17 protein-coding genes and 1 riboswitch are annotated in these 21718 nt (G+C 41.8%); of the genes, 13 read left to right on the top strand and 4 right to left on the bottom strand.

From position 1 onward, the window contains the following. Positions 1-97 precede the first annotated feature (97 nt). From ACQV1I_RS13370 to ACQV1I_RS13360, 3 genes are read right to left on the bottom strand one after another with little or no spacing between them, the layout of a single operon-like run. Positions 98-667: a manganese catalase family protein gene (locus ACQV1I_RS13370; protein WP_018672861.1), complete on the bottom strand. Its 570-nt coding sequence runs from the start codon at positions 665-667 to the stop codon at positions 98-100. Positions 668-683: 16 nt separating this feature from the next. Further along, positions 684-965: a spore coat protein CotJB gene (locus ACQV1I_RS13365; RefSeq protein ID WP_018672862.1), complete on the bottom strand. Its 282-nt coding sequence runs from the start codon at positions 963-965 to the stop codon at positions 684-686. Positions 966-967: 2 nt separating this feature from the next. Then, positions 968-1183, bottom strand: a complete 216-nt coding sequence (locus tag ACQV1I_RS13360) for a spore coat associated protein CotJA (RefSeq protein ID WP_018672863.1) — start codon at positions 1181-1183, stop codon at positions 968-970. A gap of 305 nt (positions 1184-1488) precedes the next feature. After that, a riboswitch (cobalamin riboswitch) is annotated at positions 1489-1684 on the top strand. Positions 1685-1848: 164 nt separating this feature from the next. On the opposite strand from ACQV1I_RS13360, the gene metE reads away from it, so the two are divergent. The 13 genes from metE to ACQV1I_RS13295 all read left to right on the top strand — a co-directional run bounded on the left by metE (position 1849) and on the right by ACQV1I_RS13295 (position 20312). After that, positions 1849-4155, top strand: a complete 2307-nt coding sequence (gene metE, locus ACQV1I_RS13355) for a 5-methyltetrahydropteroyltriglutamate--homocysteine S-methyltransferase (RefSeq protein WP_116335206.1) — start codon at positions 1849-1851, stop codon at positions 4153-4155. Positions 4156-4691: 536 nt separating this feature from the next. After that, on the top strand, positions 4692-6416 hold the full coding sequence (locus ACQV1I_RS13350) for an ABC transporter ATP-binding protein (protein ID WP_116335207.1): 1725 nt from the start codon (positions 4692-4694) through the stop codon (positions 6414-6416). A 396-nt stretch (positions 6417-6812) separates the two neighbouring features. Next, positions 6813-7868, top strand: a complete 1056-nt coding sequence (locus tag ACQV1I_RS13345) for a FecCD family ABC transporter permease (RefSeq protein ID WP_094701729.1) — start codon at positions 6813-6815, stop codon at positions 7866-7868. Next, positions 7868-8890, top strand: coding sequence for a FecCD family ABC transporter permease (locus tag ACQV1I_RS13340; protein ID WP_116335208.1), 1023 nt, complete (start codon positions 7868-7870; stop codon positions 8888-8890). The genes ACQV1I_RS13345 and ACQV1I_RS13340 overlap by 1 nt, the downstream gene beginning before the upstream one ends. A 1057-nt stretch (positions 8891-9947) precedes the next feature. Then, positions 9948-11243, top strand: a complete 1296-nt coding sequence (locus tag ACQV1I_RS13335) for a hydroxymethylglutaryl-CoA reductase (protein WP_094701727.1) — start codon at positions 9948-9950, stop codon at positions 11241-11243. Beyond that, positions 11236-12162, top strand: coding sequence for a UbiA family prenyltransferase (locus ACQV1I_RS13330; RefSeq protein ID WP_116335209.1), 927 nt, complete (start codon positions 11236-11238; stop codon positions 12160-12162). Before ACQV1I_RS13335 ends, ACQV1I_RS13330 begins: the two co-directional genes overlap by 8 nt. A 21-nt stretch (positions 12163-12183) precedes the next feature. Beyond that, entirely contained in the window at positions 12184-14862 is a 2679-nt protein-coding gene (locus ACQV1I_RS13325; RefSeq protein WP_116335210.1) for a PEP/pyruvate-binding domain-containing protein, read from the top strand. Continuing rightward, the gene (locus tag ACQV1I_RS13320) at positions 14855-15997 is read left to right on the top strand and encodes a DUF3419 family protein (protein WP_094701725.1); all 1143 of its coding nucleotides are present in this window, start codon (positions 14855-14857) and stop codon (positions 15995-15997) included. The genes ACQV1I_RS13325 and ACQV1I_RS13320 overlap by 8 nt, the downstream gene beginning before the upstream one ends. Beyond that, positions 15994-17313 (top strand): diacylglycerol/polyprenol kinase family protein, encoded by a 1320-nt coding sequence (locus ACQV1I_RS13315; RefSeq protein WP_438769333.1) that lies wholly within the window; start codon positions 15994-15996, stop codon positions 17311-17313. The genes ACQV1I_RS13320 and ACQV1I_RS13315 overlap by 4 nt, the downstream gene beginning before the upstream one ends. A gap of 33 nt (positions 17314-17346) precedes the next feature. After that, positions 17347-18375 (top strand): GNAT family N-acetyltransferase, encoded by a 1029-nt coding sequence (locus ACQV1I_RS13310; RefSeq protein ID WP_116335212.1) that lies wholly within the window; start codon positions 17347-17349, stop codon positions 18373-18375. Then, positions 18372-19970, top strand: coding sequence for an AMP-binding protein (locus tag ACQV1I_RS13305; RefSeq protein ID WP_116335213.1), 1599 nt, complete (start codon positions 18372-18374; stop codon positions 19968-19970). The genes ACQV1I_RS13310 and ACQV1I_RS13305 overlap by 4 nt, the downstream gene beginning before the upstream one ends. Before the next feature lie 10 nt (positions 19971-19980). After that, positions 19981-20139: a cytochrome P450 gene (locus ACQV1I_RS13300; protein ID WP_236645916.1), complete on the top strand. Its 159-nt coding sequence runs from the start codon at positions 19981-19983 to the stop codon at positions 20137-20139. Between the two features lie 8 nt (positions 20140-20147). Further along, positions 20148-20312, top strand: coding sequence for a cytochrome P450 (locus ACQV1I_RS13295; RefSeq protein ID WP_116335214.1), 165 nt, complete (start codon positions 20148-20150; stop codon positions 20310-20312). Between the two features lie 691 nt (positions 20313-21003). Here the strand turns inward: ACQV1I_RS13295 and ACQV1I_RS13290 are convergent. Then, positions 21004-21666: a hypothetical protein gene (locus ACQV1I_RS13290; RefSeq protein WP_116335215.1), complete on the bottom strand. Its 663-nt coding sequence runs from the start codon at positions 21664-21666 to the stop codon at positions 21004-21006. Positions 21667-21718: the final 52 nt, after the last annotated feature.

Below are 21718 nucleotides of genomic sequence, written 5' to 3'. Positions count from 1 at the left end.
GCGTAGAAAAACATTTGACCAAATCTCTAACTAGAAATTTGGTCAAGTCGCCTTTCGTATTCTTTTGTATAGCTTTCTCATATTGTTGGCTACTTAGTTAAAAAATCTTCTGTTGTTCACGATCTGCTTTTAAAATCTCCACTGCTTCACGGAACCGTTGAGAATGCACAATTTCACGTTCGCGAAGAAAAGAAAGGCTATCGATTAGGTCGACATCATCAGTCATATTAATCAACCATTGATATGTAGCCCTTGCCTTTTCTTCCGCAGCAATATCCTCATACAAGTCTGCAATTGGATCACCCTTTGCTTGAAAATATGTAGCCGTGAAAGGAACACCGGCTGCATCATGAAAAAACAGAGCCTTATCGTGGCTTGCGTAATGTGCGCCAAGACCTGCTTCTTCTAGTTGTTCAGGAGTAGCATCCTTCGTTAGCTTATATACCATTGTTGCAATCATTTCGAGGTGGGCAAATTCTTCTGTGGAAATATCGTTTAGTAGCCCAATGACCTTGTCAGGAACTGTATAGCGCTGATTCATATATCGTAGAGCAGCTGCTAATTCTCCATCAGCTCCACCATATTGTTCCATCAAATACTTTGCCATTTGAGGATCACATTTGCTTACGCGAACAGGATACTGTAACTTTTTCTCATAGATCCACATTCAAAATCCCCCTTTCTTACACCTGCCAAGGCCAAGGTACATCTTTCCACGACCATGGGTATTGGGCAAAGCTATTGCCAAAATTCATCAGAGGTCCGAATGAAGATTCGAATTGGCGCTTCAGTGTCATACTTTGCTGAGCAGTATCGTTGAATTGCTTAATGGCTGCCATGTCAGTAGGGTGGGTGTCAAGATATAAGTTTAATTCCACTAGAACAAAGTCTAGCACCTGAATTTGATGAAGCAGCTCATAAAATTGTTGCTGTTGTTCATCCGCTTGAGTACCATGATCGCTCACTTTTATTTTCCCCCTTTGTACGGATTTTCATATGGCGCATACAGAGCAGGCCAAAGGGTTCCTAGACAAAGAGCTTTGTACGGATCAAATTGGGGTAAATTCGGGGGTTGAAATCCCAAATAGAGTTGTGGCGGCGTCTCATAGGTTACAACCCTTTGTGGCGGACAAGGATCACATGGACCGATGAAAGGATAGTATGCCTTGCGGTTTCGACTCATATGATTGCCTCCTTTCCTGTAGATGTCCTTATATGCTTATCAATTGGACAAGAAGAGTAGAACTGGAAACATAGGTAAAAAGAGAATGAATTCATATCTTGCAGCCTAATTTTGGGCAAGATGGGGGGATGCTGGTACAAGGTGCGTGCGAATACGGTCAGCATGTAAGTAACACAAGTCCCCTAAGGTAAGAAAAAACGCAATTGAATAAAGATGTGGAATTTTGTGTGAAGTTGTATTATGATAGCAAACATACCTAGATAAAAGAGTATAGTTGTTTATGTTTTTCGTATTAATATTATTGAATTAAATATGTGGAAATAGGTTCTTTGAACGATCAGTATCAAGGATGAAAAGGGAAGCACGGTGTAAATCCGTCACGGTCCCGCCACTGTAAAAGAGGAGTTAGTGCAAAAAATACCACTGATCCATTAGGATTGGGAAGGTATGTGCTGATGATGATTCTTAAGTCAGGAGACCTGCCTATTTCGACAACACTGTGTGACCTACGGGAGATAGGGAGGTGTTAGGATAGCTGTGGCAGTTGTATACGTATATTCACTGCTTGTTCAAGCATCTCTAACCATCTTTTGATTGGAAGAGATGCTTTTTTGTTTGAGTTGGTTCTTTAACGAAAAATAACCTGTCTAGGAGGGCGAACAAGCATGAGCAAAGGAATAAGCAAAGGAATAAGCAGCAGTTTAGGATATCCACGCATTGGTGAGAATCGCGAATGGAAAAAGGGATTAGAAGCATTTTGGGCTGGAACAATTAAAGAGAAGGAGTTTCTTGCTCAAATGGAGCAAGGTAGACTCCAGCATTTACAAAAGCAGAAGGAAATAGGTATTGACCTGATACCGGTCAATGACTTCACCATGTATGATCACATGTTGGATATGGCTGTGATGTTCGGTTATGTTCCAAAACGCTATGAATATGCTGGTGGGGCAGTACCTTTGTCCACCTATTTTGCTATGGCTCGTGGTAACCAACAAGCGGTTGCTTGCGAAATGACCAAATGGTTTAATACCAATTATCACTACATTGTGCCGGAATTTCAGGATATCAAACCCGTTCTTACAGAAAATAAGCCGCTTCTTGCTTATAAAGAGGCGAAAGAGAAGCTGGGCATTAACGGAAAACCTGTCATGGTGGGACCTTATACTTTTATTAAGCTATCCAAAGGGTTTGATCCTTTGCAGATACCAGCTATTATCTTGCAGCTCATCCCTCTTTATGTGCAAGTACTGACTGAATTAGCGCAGGAAGGCGTGGAATGGGTTCAAATGGATGAGCCGATTCTCGTAACATCTTTATCCGAAGACGAAATGAAGACGATCTCCTACATCTATGAACAACTTCATGAGGCTGTTCCACAACTACAAATCATGCTACAAACCTATTTTGGTTCTGTTACATTCTACAAGGAAGTAATCCATTTACCTGTTGCAGGAATTGGGTTAGATTTTGTCCATGATGCGGGACGTAACTTTGAACAGATCACTACAAGTGGATTTCCACAAGACAAAGTACTTGGAGCCGGTATCATTGATGGCAGGAATATTTGGCGCGCCAATCTGACCCATAAGACAAATCTTCTCTCAAAAATCAGAAGTCACGTGGATGCATCACGTATCTGGATTCAGCCATCTAGTAGTTTGCTCCATGTTCCGATCAGTTTAAACCAAGAGACACAGCTTGATTCACTAGTTAAAGATTCATTGGCGTTTGCAGATGAAAAACTAATGGAAATCAAGCATGTTACAGATTGGTTGCACAACAAAGAGGAAAGCGTTAAAGAGATTTTCGCTCTGAATCAAGCAATTATAGAACGAGTAGCGAACTCTGTAGCTAGAAATCGCCCTCGTGTACATGAGGCTGTGGCCAGCTTGGATTTAGATCAGATAGAGCGTGCATCTGATTATGAACAACGGCGACAACAACAACAAAACCTCTTGCATTTACCGATTCTCCCGACTACAACGATTGGTAGTTTTCCACAAACAACAGAGGTTCGTCAGGCGAGAAATAAATGGCGGAAGGGCGAATGGTCGGCAGAACAATATGAACAATTTTTACAAGCAGAAATCCGTGAATGGATTGACATACAAGAGAAAGTTGGGCTTGATGTGTTGGTTCATGGGGAATTTGAACGGACGGATATGGTGGAATTTTTTGGTGAAAAACTAGGGGGATTTGCATTTACTAAGAATGGATGGGTGCAATCCTATGGTTCTCGTTGTGTGAAACCGCCTGTAATTTATGGAGATGTAGAGTTTATTGAACCAATGACAGTCAAGGAGAGCATCTATGCTCAATCTCTTACATCTAAACCGGTCAAAGGAATGATCACAGGTCCAGTCACTATATTAAATTGGTCCTTCGTACGTGACGATATTTCCAGACACCAGGTAACCTATCAGATCGCACTAGCCTTACAAAAGGAAGTAGAGGCGTTGGAAGCAAGTGGGATTACTATGATTCAAGTCGATGAACCAGCATTACGTGAAGGGCTACCGTTAAAGAAAACGGAGTGGGAAGCGTATTTAGATTGGGCAGTAAAAGCATTCCGGTTAACCACTTCTTCTGTAAAAGACACTACTCAAATTCATACTCATATGTGTTACTGCGAGTTTCATGACTTTATAGATTCTATTAGCGATCTGGATGCTGATGTTATTTCGATAGAAACATCGCGGAGCCATGGTGAACTAATCCATTCCTTCCATAATCACTCCTATCTAAAAGGTATTGGTCTAGGTGTCTATGATATTCATAGTCCCCGCGTTCCAACTGTGGAAGAGATAGTGAAAATGATTGAGAATGCTCTACAGGTCCTTGAATCCAGACAATTTTGGATTAATCCTGATTGCGGGTTAAAGACGAGAGGTCGTACGGAGACGATTGCTTCTTTAGAAAATATGGTGACAGCCACTCGGTTGGTCAGAAATACGATAACGGCTATTCCTTAGTACGTTGAAGTAGAATCTGAGAATTTAATAACGGGGGAAAGAAGAGTAACATCACGTGCTTAACTTACGCTTATTGCTCTAGATGATATGGGAAAACCTACGTTAGCTCCACCGATCATCCCGGAAACAGAAGAAGAGTAACGACAGTATGAGCAAGCATAGCAGCGTTATGAAGATCGGAAAAAACGTAGGATGGAAAAGGACAGACAAATGGGTTCTGCTGAAAAGACGTAAGAAAAGAGAAAGCAAGGAACTGAAACGAAACAGGTTAGACGACGGGCAGCATTTCTAGTTAGGGAGGGGGTTCCTAATTACTGGAATGCTGCCGTTCCTATTTAAACAGCACCGATTAAAAACCAATATGCTTTACCAGTTTTCAGTAAAATGCACAGGATAATAGAAGAAGGGAACAAAAGAAGTAAGAATTTTTACAGTACACTTCTAAATGAGAAAGATATTCACTTTCAGTTTTTGATCGTTTATACTTAGCAGTAATGTTTTCACTAGTAGACAAGAGAGAAAAGAGTGATAAATTCGTGTTACGTCGGTTTTTTTCCTATTATCGCCCTTATAAAGGTTTATTCATTTTAGATTTTACATGTGCCATTATTGCAGGATTGCTAGAATTAGTATTTCCATTAGCAGTCAATCAATTTGTCGATAAACTACTTCCTGGGCAAGATTGGTCGTTAATTGTTGGGGCTTGCTTTGCTTTGTTAGGTATTTATGTTCTAAACACAGCTCTTAATTATGTTGTTACGTATTGGGGACATATGCTTGGCATAAATATTGAAACGGATATGCGTAAAAAGCTGTTTGACCATATCCAGAAGCTGTCGTTCCGTTTTTTTGACAATAATAAGACGGGACACTTAATGTCTCGCATGTCGAATGATCTTATGGAAATTGGAGAAATCGCTCACCATGGACCAGAGGATTTGTTCATTGCTGTAATGACTCTATGCGGTGCATTTGGGGTAATGCTGTATATTAATTGGCAGTTAGCATTGCTCACATTTCTCGTTATTCCTTTTTTGATCTGGTTAACGGTATTCTTTAACAAAAAAATGACGTATGCTTTCAGAAGAATGTTTACCGATATCGCAGACTTTAATGCGAGAGTAGAGAATAACATTGGTGGCATTCGAGTGGTACAAGCATTTGGTAATGAAGAGTATGAGAAAGCACAATTTGCTATTAATAATGGACGTTTTCGTTTGACGAAATTACTTTCTTACAAGATCATGGCTATGAATATGTCAATTAGTTACTTACTTATGCGACTGGTGACACTGTTTGTATTGATCTGTGGAACTTGGTTTGTCCTTAAAGGTCATCTTACAGCAGGTGAATTTGTTGGGTTTGTGTTACTCACAAATATATTGTTTAAACCAATTGAAAAAATCAATGCAGTTATTGAACTTTATCCAAAAGGAATTGCTGGCTTCAAACGCTATGTGGAACTTTTAGATACTGCTCCAGACGTAGCTGACTCTACAAATGCAATCGCTGTAGATCATTTACAAGGAAACATTGAATACCATGATGTTACTTTTGGCTATCAAAATAAAGAAAATATCCTAAACAGTATCAATTTAACAATCCGTGCAGGTGAAACAGTAGCATTTGTCGGTCCATCTGGTGCTGGAAAAACAACATTGTGTAGCTTATTGCCGCGTTTTTATGATGTTACCGCAGGGCAAATTACCATTGATGGATTAGATATTCGAGATTTGAAGCTAGAAGCCTTACGTAAACAGATCGGGATTGTCCAGCAGGATGTTTTCTTGTTCTCAGGGACACTTCGAGAGAATATCAAGTACGGGAATTTACAAGCTAGCGATGAGGAAATCTGGAATGCTGCCCGACATGCTAAATTGGAAGAATTCATTCACTCTCAAAAGGATGGTTTGGAAACGATTATTGGTGAGAGAGGTGTCATGCTGTCAGGTGGGCAAAAACAACGTCTCGCTATTGCGCGCATGTTCTTAAAGAACCCACCTATCCTCATTTTGGATGAAGCGACATCTGCTTTGGATACAGAGACAGAACTGGCTATCCAGAAATCACTCGAAAAGCTATCTGAAGGAAGAACGACACTTGTAATCGCTCACCGTTTAGCAACGATTAAAAATGCTGATCGTATCGTGGTCGTGACAAAAGACGGAATTACAGAGCAGGGGAATCACCAGGAGTTACTTGCAGCCAAAGGGGTATATAGTAGATTGCATGAAGCGCAATTTTCTACACTGGTAAGATAGAATCATGTTTACGTGTCACTGAAAAAGCATTCCACGAATATCCCAATAAAATGGATAAAGTGGGATGCTTTTTTATATAGAAAGAATCCTACATTTTCTTGTCTTGAGGTTGTTTGACTTGAAAGGGGAATTGTCAAATCGTTTGTGGTCTTCGATTAGTCATCATTTTTTCTATGTAAAAGTAATAAAAGATATGATACTATCGTTTGAGAATGATAATCAGTTATGTAAAAAGAGGCACTTTTTCATGGATTCGGTACTGAAAAAGATGCTTGTTTATTTTTATAAGCAATCCATGATACATACGACTAGGGAGCAGATGCATCTTTTTTCAAGACAGATAATTCATAGAAATAGATGTTTAACAGGATGAATTTGACAAAGGAATGATAGAGAATGGTATCCCACGAATCACACAATGAGCAGGGTGGGGCAACGAAACAGTTGAAACAAAAATCGAGACCCGCAGTTGCTCTTATAATGATTATCGGTTTGTTAATAGCACTTGCCTTTGGAATGGTGGCTTCTATTTCTTTGGGAGCAGCAGATATTGATTTTTTGACGGTTTGGTCAAGCATTTTCTCTTTTGATCCAGACCTAACCTCCCATCAGATTATTCAAGAATTGCGCTTGCCTAGATCAATAGCAGCAGGTTTAGTAGGGGCTTTTTTAGCTGTATCGGGAGCTATTATGCAAGGTATGACTCGAAATCCGCTAGGGGATCCGTCCATTATGGGTGTAACGAATGGAGCGGGGTTTGCGATTGCGATTGCATTCGCTTTTTTTCCAGGTCTGTCAAACATGAGCATGATGGTATTTTCCTTCTTGGGAGCAGGATTAGGTGCTGGTCTCGTATTTGCTGTTGGAGCGTTGTCTAAGAGTGGACTAACTCCCGTAAAACTAGCACTCGCTGGGGCAGCAGTTGGAGCGTTACTTACTTCACTATCTTCTGCTATTGCCATTCATTTTAATGTAGCTAAGGATATTAGCTTTTGGTTTGCAGGTGGGGTAGCAAATACACCTTGGGCCAGTGTTGGTTTGTTATGTATCGTAGGTGCAATAGGATTTCCGATTGCTCTACTATTAGCACGTTCGATAACGATTCTTAGCCTAGGAGAAGATGTTTCTAAAGGCTTAGGTCAACGAAATTTTCTTATAAAAGTGATTTGTATATTGGTTGTGTTACTTCTTACGGGGGCATCTGTATCGGTGGCTGGTTTTATTGGATTTATTGGGCTTGTCATTCCACATGTAACACGTTCTTTAGTAGGCGTAGATTATCGATGGATTATTCCGTGCTCTGCTCTACTAGGTGCACTGTTACTCATCATATCCGATATTGGTGCTCGTTTAGTAAATGCACCTTTTGAAACACCAGTAGGAGCTGTCACTGCCATTCTGGGAGCGCCGTTCTTTCTGTATTTGGCTAGACGTGAAGGGAGGGGCCTATAATGCAAGTATTACACAAAGGAAGAAAAAGCCCCTGGTTAGTCCTTGGATTGATCACATCACTGATAATCGTAGCTTTTTTTGTCAGTTTACATTTAGGAGTCATTCGCATTGAGCCTTTGGATGTCATATCAACTTTGTTTGGATTTGGAACGGCGGATAACAATCTGATCTTATTTGAGTTCCGACTACCACGGATGGTTATTGCCTTGTTAATCGGAGCTGGTCTTGCTATTTCTGGAGCCATTTTACAAAGTGTCTCACAAAACGAACTGGCCGAACCAGGCATTATAGGGATAAACTCTGGGGCGGGCTTGTTTGTCGTCATCTATATTTATCTATTTAGTGGTTCGATGACAGCTATTAGTACCATGTCCATCTTTATTTTGCCATTAGTAGCATTAGCCGGAGCTTCTCTCTCTACCTTTCTGATTTATCTATTTGCCTGGAAAAATGGTGTAACCCCGACACGTCTCATTTTGGTTGGGATTGCTTTGAACGCTATACTGGGTGCATTATTAATTGTGTTTCAGCTTAAAATGAACGATACAGATTTTATGAAGGCTATGGTTTGGTTGTCGGGTAGCATTTGGAGTACAAATTGGACGTATGTATTAGCTACGATTCCGTGGATTGTTTTTCTTATTCCTTTTACCATGTATAAAGCACGCTATTTAAACGTGTTACACCTTGGCGATGATATTGCTGTGAGTTTAGGAACCGCTGTGGAGAGGGAACGTAGAGTATTGCTGTTAACGGCTGTTGCTTTAGCAGGTGCCTGCGTGGCAGTTGGAGGGGGGATTTCGTTCCTCGGATTGGTTGCTCCGCATCTGGCTAAAAAAATCGTGGGGCCGAAGCATCAGATTTTAATTCCAACGGCTGCTCTACTTGGGGCACTTCTTTTACTCACTGCAGATACGATTGGACGTAATATCTTGGCGCCTTCGGAATTACCAGTAGGGATTGTTGTTTCTGCTTTAGGAGCACCTTATTTTATCTATTTGTTAATGAAATCGAAGTCATAGTCATACTGACAGGTTATCGAGCAAAAGATAACCTGTTTTTTTGAACATATCAATCTCTATCCTCTATCTGTAATTCTTCAATTCCTTCTTCGCAACATCTTTTTCCATTCTATGTCAAGAATCTCTTCTAAGCCATCAACGAGTTTTTTACTAAAATAAGGTGTAAGCTCGAACGGTTGTACGTAATCTAACATCTTTGATTTTAAAGTGAAATAGTGGCGTCGGAGTTTCAGCCAAGATAGCTCAGCTGTTACATACATCTGCATTGATAGCACTGGTATTTGTTAATCGTAATCGATTTTTATCAAAAGTGGTAAAGAATGTTACTAAATGTCAATAAATTGTAAAAAAATATATATTATGTAAAAAGAAACTTGATTTACATTTAAGGTGTAACGTTTTTCTCAGAAACAAGAAATGAACTCTCACTATATTGAGCAACAGGTTATTTCAATAAGTTGTATTTTTTGACATATTGTGCTAATATTCAGCAAGGGTAATTTTAAGTATACAGGATAGATCACTATAGAGAGGAGGAGCAGTAGCATTTCTAATAAAAACAGCTTGTTTAATTTTTTTGAAAAACCTTTTCTTAGTAAGAAAAATGATTTTTGTTAGAATCGGATTTACCCATAGCTAGTAGATTAAGGTGTAATTTTTGGGTGAGTCAGGTCCGTTTAATAGGTTTAAATAGCAGAATGTTATCGGGTGAATTGATAGAAATTTCTTAATAGGGATTTCGAGGAATTTGCTAAGCTATGAGTCCACTTAGGAAAAAACATGTATTGATGGTAAGGCAGACAGTTATGAGAAAGACTAAGAAACCATTTTGAATATCATAAACACAAATAGACAAAAAGAATTTGCATTCATTTGGATAGTAGTACAAATTGTACTTGGTACTGGTAGATTCTTTTGGTAAAAAATTTTGCTAATATTAAAAATTTTAAGTCATCAAAAATCCAGCATTCTTCTCAGTCACAAAAAAAGATTGAGAAAGGCTTGTTTACATGATTCTTGAACTGTACCAGTACCATATTGCAAAGGAGATAAAACGATGAAGTTTACAACAAGTAAAGAAGTAGATAATCACATGCTACGAAGTGTTGATGACGATCGATATCAGGATTTTAGTTCCAAGGACACTCCTCTTCCAAAACGTGTACCTGGGGGAGCAAGAGTTTCGGCAAGGGCAATAGAGGCTAGGTGGGATTTACTGTCAGCTGGAGTTGATGCCAAAGAACAATTACTGGGTAGTCAAGCATTAAGCCAACTTGAATTGTATCAAAAAAATATTGAGAATCTTATCGGCACAATCAACATTCCGGTAGGATTGGCCGGCCCTCTACGGATCAAAGGTCTCTATGCACAAGGAGATTATTATATTCCTTTGGCAACTACAGAGGCTGCACTTGTTGCTTCTTATCACCGCGGTGCACAGGTTATTAGTGAAGCAGGTGGTTGCAGAGCCGTGATTCTGAAAGAAGCAGTTGGCCGTACTCCTGGTTTTATCTTTGAGAGCGTAGTGGAAGCAAGCCGCTTTGCAAACTGGGCAGTTTCCGAATTTGATAACTTACGAGTAGTGGCCGAGAGCACGACAAGCTTCGGGCAGTGCATCAGAATGGATCACATGATCGAAGGTAATTATGTATACCTCATTTTTGAATTTTCAACCGGCGACGCATCTGGACAAAACATGGTAACGATCGCAACGCAAGAAATCTGTAACTATATTCGACAACATTCACCAGTTCCGTTCCAGCATAGCTTTGTTGAAGCTAACTTTTCGGGAGACAAGAAGGCTTCAGCAAAATCCTTCATGACTGTGAGGGGGAAAAAAGTTTGTGCCGAAGTAGTGTTACCAGCGAAATTGGTTCGCTCACGCTTTCACACTACTCCTGAGCATATGGAAAAATATTGGAAAATGGCATTTGTAGGTGGAGTCCTGCAAGGCATGATAGGTTCCCAAGGTCATGTGGCTAATGGGTTGACAGCTCTATATCTAGCAACTGGACAAGACGTTGCTTGTGTATCAGAATCGGCCGTTGGAATTACACGATTTGAACTGACATCGAATGGAGACCTTTATGCATCGATAACTTTACCGAATGTTATTGTTGGTACAGTGGGTGGAGGTACGGGATTGCCGAGTCAGAAGGCATGCCTTGAAATCATGGGACTTTCAGGCGCTGGGCATGCACATGCGCTTGCGGAGATATGTGCCGGCCTGGTCTTAGCTGGCGAGCTGTCTATTATCGCTGCATTGGCTGCTGATGATTTTACTAGGGCCCACCATAAGCGATCTCGTGGCAATGATGGCACAATTCCTGGGATGGTGAAACAATATGTCTAATGTGACATATCAACAACTCTCTTGGTCGAAACGTTGGTGGATCTATCAGCGAGAGAGATTTCCCATTGTTCAAAATGGAATTGTGGTTGCTGTATTCAGCATTTCTACGATGCTATACTCTTCGATCCTAAGAAACGGGGCATTACCTAGTATCAAGTCGCTTGTTATTGGTTTCCTGTCGACTTTTTTGTTCTTTTTGCTATTGCGCATTGCAGACGAATTTAAGGACTTTGAAGAAGACTCCCGATTTCGTTCGTATCGGGCTGTTCCGCGTGGAGTTGTGACCCTGAAACAACTAGGGGTACTTGGCGTTTTAATAGGACTAGCTCAGTTAGGCATGGCATATTGGTTGTCTCCAAAGCTCATTCCTTGGTTAGTGCTTGCGTGGGGCTATCTGGCTCTGATGAGTAAGGAATTCTTTGTCAAGGAATGGTTGAAAGCTCATCCGATTATCTATTTGCTGTCCCATATGGTAATGATGCCGATGATCGTGATGTATATTGTGGCTTGTGATTGGGTTACAGCTTCGGTCTTAATTCCTTCTGGGCTTTCTTGGCTTTTACTAGCTAGCTACGGAAACGGAATCATTCTGGAGATCGGGCGCAAAATACGAATCCCAGAGGATGAGGAGTATGGTGTTGAGACTTATAGCTTCCTTTGGGGCTACAAAAAGGCAACTTGGATTTGGGTGTCTGTCGTCCTTCTCACGTCTTGCGTGGTTTTGATGGCTTCCGTACAGGTGGATGCTGGCCAAATTGTGATGTGGTGCACTCTGTTGAACGTGCTGATCGCAGTTCTGATGGCCTTGGCTTTTCTTAGGTCTATGACAACCAAAGTAGCACAGGCGATTGAAAAAGTTTCGGGGTTACTCATTATCTTACTGTATCTTAGTTTGGGACTTGTCCCACTTTTACTTTAATAGAAAAGGAGGTTAAAGCACATGACCTATATTCTTCAAATGAACCATATAGAGGCACATGAACTGCAAAAGATGGGCGGCAAAGCTCGTGCCCTCGCTCTGCTGGGACAGGCAGGAATGGTTATTCCCGAGTGGTTCGTTGTTACTCCAGATGCTTTTATTGCGAGTGTACCAAAAAGTCTTATGGAGGAGCTAAAGATAGCGGTCCTTCAATCCGAAGAAGCAGTCACGCGGGTTTTAAGAGATATCACTTTAGATTCCAATGTGGAGGCTATGCTAAAAAAAGAAGTTGAGTTACTCAGTGCAAATGGGGAACTGCTTGCCGTCCGCTCTTCGGCATTAGATGAGGATGGAGCTGAACACTCCTTTGCTGGTCAGCTAGAAAGTTACTTGTTTGTCAAACCTGAGGATGTGTCAGCTAAGGTTCTTCAGGTCTGGCGATCTGGCTTCAGCCAACGTATCTTGACCTATCGCAAAGAGAAGGGACTTAGCCTACTGCCTGAGCCACCAGCCGTCCTTGTACAACGAATGGTTGACTCGGAAACAGCAGGAGTTGCATTCAGTGCAGACTCCCTGACAGGGCAAAGAAAGATTGCCATTGTGGGAGCCTTGTATGGGCTTGGTACAGCGATGGTGTCAGGGGAATGCGATGCAGACACGTACAAAGTGAATCGTAGTGGGGAGATCGTGGAGCGTGAAATAGCCACCAAACTTATTGCTCATCGTTTCTCTATGGAATGTGATGAAGGAGTGGAGAGCGTAGATGTAGCAAAAGAGAAGGTGAATCAGCCAGCTCTTACGGATGAGTTGGTGCGTTCAGTTGCAGAGCTAGCTCACCGATGTGAACGTTATTTTGGACGCCCTCAGGATATTGAGTGGGCAATCCAGGATGGGAAGCTTTACCTACTGCAATCCCGTCCAATCACCAACCTAGCTGACATGATTGACCCTGATGATGAGTTTAACCTATGGGACAACAGCAATATTTCAGAAAGCTATGGCGGTATTACTACCCCTTTGACATTTTCATTTGCACGTCATGCTTATGCTGAGGTTTACAAGTCATTCTGCCGAATAATGGGGGTCTCTGGTGAGGAAATCGTTAATCGGGAATCTGTGTTCCGTTGCATGATTGGTCTTGTTAATGGACGGGTGTATTACAATCTGCTGAATTGGTACCGGTGTCTGGCATTGCTTCCTGGTTATCAGATGAATCGAAATTTTATGGAACAGATGATGGGCGTTAAGGAAGCTCTTCCTCAGCAACTTACTGATAATGTCCAGCAGCAGGTGAGCATGCAAGACAAGCTCAAGGACGCAATGCGCCTAGGTAAAACAATTGTCAAGTTGATAGGCAACTTCAGACGTTTGCCCAAGACGATTGATGTTTTTTACCAACGTTTAAACAATGCACTTGGTATTACTCGCCCAGATTTACATCAATACAGTACAGTCGAGCTTGCCAACTACTATCTGAAGCTACAAGGTCAACTCCTGACTCGCTGGGATGCCCCGTTGATCAATGACTTCGGAGCAATGATCTACTACGGCTTGCTGCGCAAGCTGACTACGAAATGGTGCAATGATGAGGATTCCACCTTACAGAATTCACTGCTCGCAGCAGAAGGGGGAATTATCAGCGCAGAACCAGCAATGCGTATGAAAAAGCTGATGAAGGTAACGAATCAGGATGCCAAATTCATCGACATACTCTGCAAAGGCTCTCTAGCAGAGATCATGAAGGAAATGGACAGGTTCCCGGAATTCAAAGAAGAGTACGAGGCTTATTTGGACAAGTTTGGAGATCGGTGTTTAGATGAACTCAAACTGGAAAGCATAAATCTGTTTGACAATCCACTGCCGTTGTTGCGCTCTATTGGATATCTTGCAGTGCGTTCCTCCCCAACTGAGATGGGACCGAGCGAAGAAGAAATACGTCGCATCGCAGAAGAGCAAGCATTCAAATCAATCGGCTTCAACCTGTTTCGTCGTGTTCTTTTTCGCTGGGTACTTAAAAATGCGCGGTTGCGCGTTCGTGATCGGGAAAACCTACGATTCGAACGAACACGGGTCTTTGGCCGCTGCCGTTCCATCTTTCTGGAGATGGGGCGTCGCTTTTATGCACTTGATCTACTTGACGATCCCCGCGATGTTTTCTATCTGGAGGTAGGGGAACTGCTAGGTATGGCAGACGGAACTGCGACATGCAGTAACCTAAAGGGTCTGGTAGCACTGCGAAAAGCTGAATTTGAGAAGTATCATGAAATGGATGTGCCTGAGGATCGATTTGAAACGTATGGCGTTATCTATAAGGGAAATACGTTTAAAGCGAAGGCTCCGAAAGAACCATTGACTGGCGATGTGATGAAAGGAATTGGATGTGCGGCAGGTGTTGTTCGCGGTCCGGTTCGTGTCGTTACCGATCCTCGTGAGGTGACGTTACTGCCAGGGGAAATCCTAGTAGCTGAGCGAACCGATCCAGGCTGGATCGTGCTTTTCTCTTCAGCAACTGGATTATTGGTTGAACGAGGAAGTCTTTTATCCCATGTATCAATTGTTTGCCGCGAAATTGGCATTCCTGGGATCGTTTCTGTAACCGGTCTGACTAGATGGCTGAAAACAGGAGATTGGGTTGAATTTGACGGTAGCACGGGGGTAATTCGTAAGATAACCCCGGAGGAGGGATCGATCAGTGCCTAATAGTGTTGGAAATCTCGCCCCACAAGTACCGATAGAAGTGCGTCCTGAACTAGCTAGCGAAGTTGATTTTTCCTTAATCCGTTATGCCCAGTGCTGGGAGGATGCTGACATCCTCCTGGATGCACTTGATATCCAGCGTGGAGATAACTGTCTGGCTATCTCTTCTTCTGGCGATAATGCTCTAGCGATGGTAAGCAAGTCGCCAGAGCGTGTTGTTGCCCTAGATTTGAGCCATGCACAGCTTGCCTGCTTAGAATTACGCGTCGCTGCCTATTCAGCTTTAACACATCCTGAGCTGTTGGAGCTAATGGGCTCAATCCCAAGTAACCGGCGCAATGAACTGTATCAAAAATGCCGTAATCAGCTCACACCAGCAGTAAAGAGCTATTGGGATTCTCAATCTGCTGCTATAGAATCTGGAATCGGAAGTATCGGGAAATTTGAACAATATTTTTCCATGTTTCGCAATTCGGTATTACCTTTTGTACACTCGCGCTATCGAGTGGAAAAACTTCTTCAGCATCGGACGCTAGAGGAGCGTCGAATGTTTTATCAAAAGGAATGGGATACACTACGATGGAGATGGATGTTCCAATTCTTTTTTTCACGTTTTGTCATGGGGAGGCTAGGTAGGGATACCCGTTTTTTCCGCTACGTAGAGGGTAGCGTGGCAACAAGGATTCTACAAAGAGCCCAATATGCCTTAACTGAGCTTGATCCCATGCAAAATCCTTATCTCCAATGGATTTTACTAGGCCACCATAGCAATGCACTACCTTATGCATTGAGACCTGAAAATTTTGATGCAATACGTAACAACCTACATCGTATTGAATGGCACTGCTTATCGGTCGAAGAATATTTAAATCATGTGGGCAAGAACGCAATTGACAAGTACAACCTTAGTGACATTTTTGAATACATGTCTGAAGACCAATATGAAAATTTACTGGAGCTTTTGGTACGAGCAGGGCGGAAAAAAGGACGATTGGCTTACTGGAATATGCTCGTTCCTCGAAGTCGTCCTACGCGCATGGAGGAGTCGCTTCGTCCACTAACGAACTTGAGCCAAGATCTTTTTAAGCAGGATAAAGCCTTCTTTTACAGTGCGTTTGTTCTGGAGGAAATCATATGAGTGGTGTTATTCCCTTACATCCTTGGTTTGGTATTGTGCTGCTGCTTGCCGCCATAGCATTGCTGATTGCTGGTCTGCGTTTTTACCAAGTCAGATTTCAACCTGAACCAGAATGGGTTCGGAAGCTTTTTCATATGAGTTGCGGTACTTTCGCATTAATTGCTCCGTGGCTTTTTGGTCAAGACTGGCCGGTGTTGGTTGTGTTAGGGCTAGTCGCAATTGTCCTACTTCTTTTCCGAGTTACTCGACTAAAGGATGGACCAGGAAAAATCTTATCCGATGTTTCGCGTTATTCATTTGGCGAGATGTATTTCGTTATGAGTATTGCCATTCTTCTCCTTTTTACAGAACCGGAAGAAAGGGTGCTGTACAGCATTTCTCTCATCATTCTCACATTAGCTGATGCGATCGCCGCTCTTGTCGGCGTTCGTTATGGTCAGGTGAGGTACGTGGTTCCCGAGGGAGTGAAAAGTATAGAAGGATCCTTTGCCTTCTTTTTAGTTGCCTTTTTGTCGACTCACATCACCTTATTTCTGTATTTTCCGATGGACGGAACGGCCAATTTAATGATCTCCATTACAGTGTCGCTGTTAGCCACCCTAGTTGAGTCTGTTTCCTGGGGTGGGAAGGATAATTTGGTGGTACCGATCGTCAGCTTCATGATGCTCAAGTTTCTCATTGCTAAAGACAATGCCCACTTACTGTTGGCGCTTTCCTTAGCTCTCTTACTGTTTATCTTACTGGAAGCATGCAGAAGAACTAAGGTGGTGTGTCCACAAGCAGTGCTGGGAATATCATTGATTTCGTATGTCAGCTGGGCTATTGGTGGAGCAGACTTTCTATTGGTCTTGCTATTACATTCTTTGTCATCGCCCATTATTTTGAAAAGTTCAAATGAACTGTTTTCTAGCAAAAAAATAGGATTATTCATCGCTACGTATACGATGAGCTTCGTATGGCTATTTTTGTATCAGCAGACTCAGAGTGAAGTTTTCTTCTTCGCCTTCTTGATCGGTCTGTTGGTTCAATCTGTATGTTTTAGTCTCACGGAAATCTTTCAGTCGTCTCAGAAAAAATATCTGTTAATTTACCTCCTTTTAAACATTCTGAAGAATTGGGCGCTGACATTGGCTGCCTTGGTGCTTCGTTCAGGTCTGTCCAGCGAAGTGGTTATCCATTCGATCTGGGCAGCTGTGAGTATGCTCATGGCTACTGGTATTTACTATCTCTTTGTTTTTAAAAGATCAAAGGCAGAGGTGTTAATTCAACCAATCTGTGCAACGGTTGGCTCTGTTGTTGGAATTCTGCTTTTTTAATTAACAATGAAAGAGTAGGGGGGAACACTCAATATGTTTAAAGCAGTACGGGTTACAAGTACCGAGATGAAGGAAGAGTTTTGCTCACTAGCTGGCCCTTCTGCAAATCGGATCGATGCTTTGGATGAATCGAATGCTGATGCTCACTGGATGATACTAGACAATGAAGGCGTAGCTGCACGTTGTTCCCTATGGTGGTCACACGTACCACCATATCAAGATCATCAAGTTGGTGTGATAGGACACTATGCAGCTCGAAATAGTGCTGCAGCTGTTGAATTACTTCAATTGTCTTCTAGAGAATTAGAAAAAAAGGGATGTACGATCGCTATTGGCCCAATGGATGGGAGCACTTGGAAAATGCACCGGTTGGTTACGAAAACAAAAGGAGATCTTCCATTCTTCCTTGAGCCGAATACACCAGTGGAATGGGCAGATCATTTTACACAAGATGGCTTTGATCCGCTAGCTCACTACATTTCTCGTATCGTTGATCTCGATCATAGAGATTTGGGGGAAGAGGAGCTGGAGTTTGAGAAAAAACGGTACAAGCAACTGACACAGCATATGAGTGGACTTGGTATTAGTGTCCGTCAGTTGGATTTGACCCGAATGGACGAGGAGTTAAAACGAATCTATGAACTTTCGACACGAGCTTTCCGGCAAAATTTTTTGTACACCGAGATCAGTGAAGATGAGTTCTTAAAACAATACAAAAGGATTGTTCCTTATATTCAACCGGAACTTGTTTTGTTGGCCGAACATGGCGATCGACTGGTTGGCTTTATGTTCACCTTACCAGATGTGATGCAATCCCAATTGGACAGAACAATCGATCAAGTAATTCTGAAGACGTTGGCCGTTGATCCAAAATATCAAGGGTATAAAATAGGTTCCTTCCTCGTAAAGGCAGTCTACGACTTAGCTCAGAAGCTAGGTTACAAACGTGCCATAAATGCGCTAATGATCGAAAAAAACCGATCAACTAGGTTCAACTCGAATGAAGGATACATCCTTCGCGATTATACCCTATTTGCTAAGAAATTGGAGAGGGAAGCATGAATATCTTTGAAATTGTGAAACCCCATATTCAAAATCGCCCAAATGCGATCGCGATACAGGATATGCCAGAAAGAGAGACCCGTCAACTAACTTTTGCCGACCTGGACAAACGCTCTGCTCAAGTGGCAGGTACTTTTAAAAAACAGGGGTTGAAGGCGGGTGATACGGTTCTACTTTTTTATCCAATGTCGATTGAGTTGTATATAACCTTGGTAGCGGTTTTTAGACTTGGGTTGATTGCGATGTTCCTTGATCCATCTGCTGGTAAAAATCATATCGAACGATGCTGTACACTGAACCCACCTAAAGCACTGATCGCAAGTCCAAAAGCCCAACTATTGAGGCTATTATCTCCAGCTATTCGAAAGATTCCACATAAATTTGTAATTGGAAAGAAATTGCCTGGAGCCATTTCTTTGACGACACAAACCAATGCAACACCGTACAGTGATTATCATACATGTTATCATGATACGCCCGCTCTCATCACCTTTACCAGCGGCAGTACCGGAGAGCCAAAGGCTACAGTGCGAACCCATGGTTTTTTAGTTGCCCAATACGAAGTACTTCGGCACAGTCTCGATATGCAATCTGGTGCAATCGATATGACAACGCTACCTATTTTTGCCCTGTGTAATCTCGGTGCTGGAATGATGAGTATTATTCCAAATGGGGATCTACGCCGACCGGGAGCAATTGAACCTGGTCCCGTCATCGCTCAGATCGAGAAATACCATGCCCAGAGAATTGTAGCTTCACCTGCGTTTTTTGAACAGCTGTTGGGGTACTGTGAAAAACATGGCATCGTTCTACCTGAGCTTACAAATATCTTCAGTGGTGGTGGACCAGTATTCCCACGACTCATGTCACGTTTACAAAGGATTGCGCCTAATGCTCGCATAATGGCTGTATATGGCTCAACCGAAGCCGAGCCCATTGCGGAAGTAGATTGGAACGAGATCCATACTTCTGACCTTACATCAATCAAATCAGGAAAAGGTCTTTTAGTAGGAACCCCTGTTCCAGAAATTCAAGTGCGTATTATTCGTCAGCAGTGGGGCAAGCCGATGGGATCTTTTTCTAGCGCCGATTTTGAAAATCTCTGCCTGACTCATGAGGAGGCTGGCGAAATTGTTGTTACAGGGCCACATGTACTTTCCGGGTATTTGCACGGAAGAGGAGATGATGAGACGAAATTTCGAGTAGATGGTGCAGTCTGGCATCGAACGGGGGATGCTGGGTATTTCGACCAATTGGGAAGGCTTTGGCTTTTGGGACGAGTAGCTGCACGTATTCGAGATGAAAGAGGGGTTTTGTACCCGTTTGCTGTGGAAAGTGTCCTGTCGTTTGACGAATCGATTGGGCGTACTGCATTAACCCAATATCGCGGTCGTCGTGTATTAATTGTTGAAAGGAGTAGCAAGAGGTATATGACCGCTGAATTGGCTAAATTGCTAGAATGGGCACAGATCGACTCCATTATCTATATGAATCAGATTCCGGTAGATAAGAGGCACAATGCAAAAATCGATTATAGTCTTTTGAACAAGGCATTGGAACAAGGAAAATTTGAGCAACAAACTATTTCCGTTTGAGGAGGACAATATGACTCTTACACTTCCACCTGGGCCAAACAAACCTCTTTACAATGTGTTCCGTACCCTGAACAATATCTTAGGAGACGTCGTGTACTATCCGTTGCTCAACGAACGTATTTATCAGTTGAACAAGCCGGAGCTCATAGAAGAGGTATCTTCTGTCTGAAAATCCTGATGCAACAGACAAAATGGTGGCTGAAATCCGTGAAGTGCTTCATGGTCGTTTGCCCGACATTGATTCCGAAGAATTCGATTGTGTTAGTTAGTCAGTATGTAATGCATCGTGATCCCCGTTATTTTGAAGACCCATTGGCATTTCGACCAAAGGTAATCATATAAAAACAGCGTGAAACGAACTCGATTAAAGAGTGGCTTCACGCTATTTTTTTGCTTAGACAAGTATGTACTTTTTATAGTTCAGAAGTCATTCATCTTATTCTTTCAATTGCGGAAACCTTGTCAACCACAATAGTATCCTGTGGGAAAAGAAACGGAAAGTATCTCAGGATTTCCGAAGTAACCGTTACTGTTTTGAATTCCACAGTTCCGATAGCCACTTCCTCATCATTATAGATAATATAGCAATTGCCAGAGAATAGAGAGATTCATTTCCTTGTCCAGAAAGAAAAAGAGTATCTAAAATTAACGGTAACAAGTCAGGATTACGAAGGGACGGAACTCCTAAAGATAGCTGGTTGATCCATACTCAGGTTAAAATTGCTCCGTTGTCACAACCAAATCATACTACACAATCAGATATGTTCTCCTATGCAACTGTTGCAGAAATGGCAAACTATATTGATTCTAAAAGAGGTATACCTGCTTAGACTGGAACTGCTTATGAAACAGAGAAAACGATAGCTCAAAGCGTACACAAAATATAAAAAAGCTATACCAACAGGAGATGATCTACCTGGGAATAGCTTTTTTACACGTATGTATAGAATTTTCCGTCTACTATAAATGTTTTTGTCTTAAACGTAGATGCGGTAGTATTCAATTTAATCTGACTGATCAAACGATGAATTTTTCAGATTTTCTCATTCTTTTTTGCAGGCTGCTTTGGGGAAAAGATATAAGAAGAAGTAATAAGACCATCAATAAATAGAATGGTTGACCAGATACCACTTGCAGCCTTTACTTGTTTCATACTTGTAAAAGTAGCGATCAGCCACTTTCCTTTATCTAATAAAGAAAGTTCAGATGGTATAACATCTCGGTTTACCACCCAGAGATAAATAAATACAGACAGATGAACAACTGCAAAAAGGATTCCATGTTTGGCGAAACCGATAAGTTCCTTCTTCGTGTGCTCCCAACCATAGAGCTGATTTTCAAGATAAGCAATATCCTCTGGTAGTGTTGGCCATGGTTGACCTTTCCATTTTGCTATTTTTTTTCGAATGAACATGTCAACCTTTCTTGCATCTTGTTTCCCGTATGTAACTGCATATAAAAGGAGGACTGCGATCACAATTTGGTAAATAGAAAATACACCAGTTTGCATGTAATCAATGATACCCAGTCCAATAATCCAAATTTCATTTAACAAAAGGAGGGTAAATGAAATCTTTGAAGCATACGTCTTTTGAAGCAAGTAACGAAATAATAAAAAAGAAAGAAATAGTAGCCAAAATGTTATTTCGGCAATAATGAGAAGCCCCCACCTGTTTTCTACGATAAGGTTAGTCATTATCATCACTCCTATACCAAATGATAAACAAATTTATGATTATTTTCAATTT

Source organism: Brevibacillus sp. JB24b (assembly GCF_051713385.1).
In the GTDB taxonomy this organism is placed as follows: domain Bacteria; phylum Bacillota; class Bacilli; order Brevibacillales; family Brevibacillaceae; genus Brevibacillus_B; species Brevibacillus_B laterosporus.
Note: the sequence above shows the minus strand (reverse complement) of the source record. Positions and strands in the feature narration are given on the sequence as shown.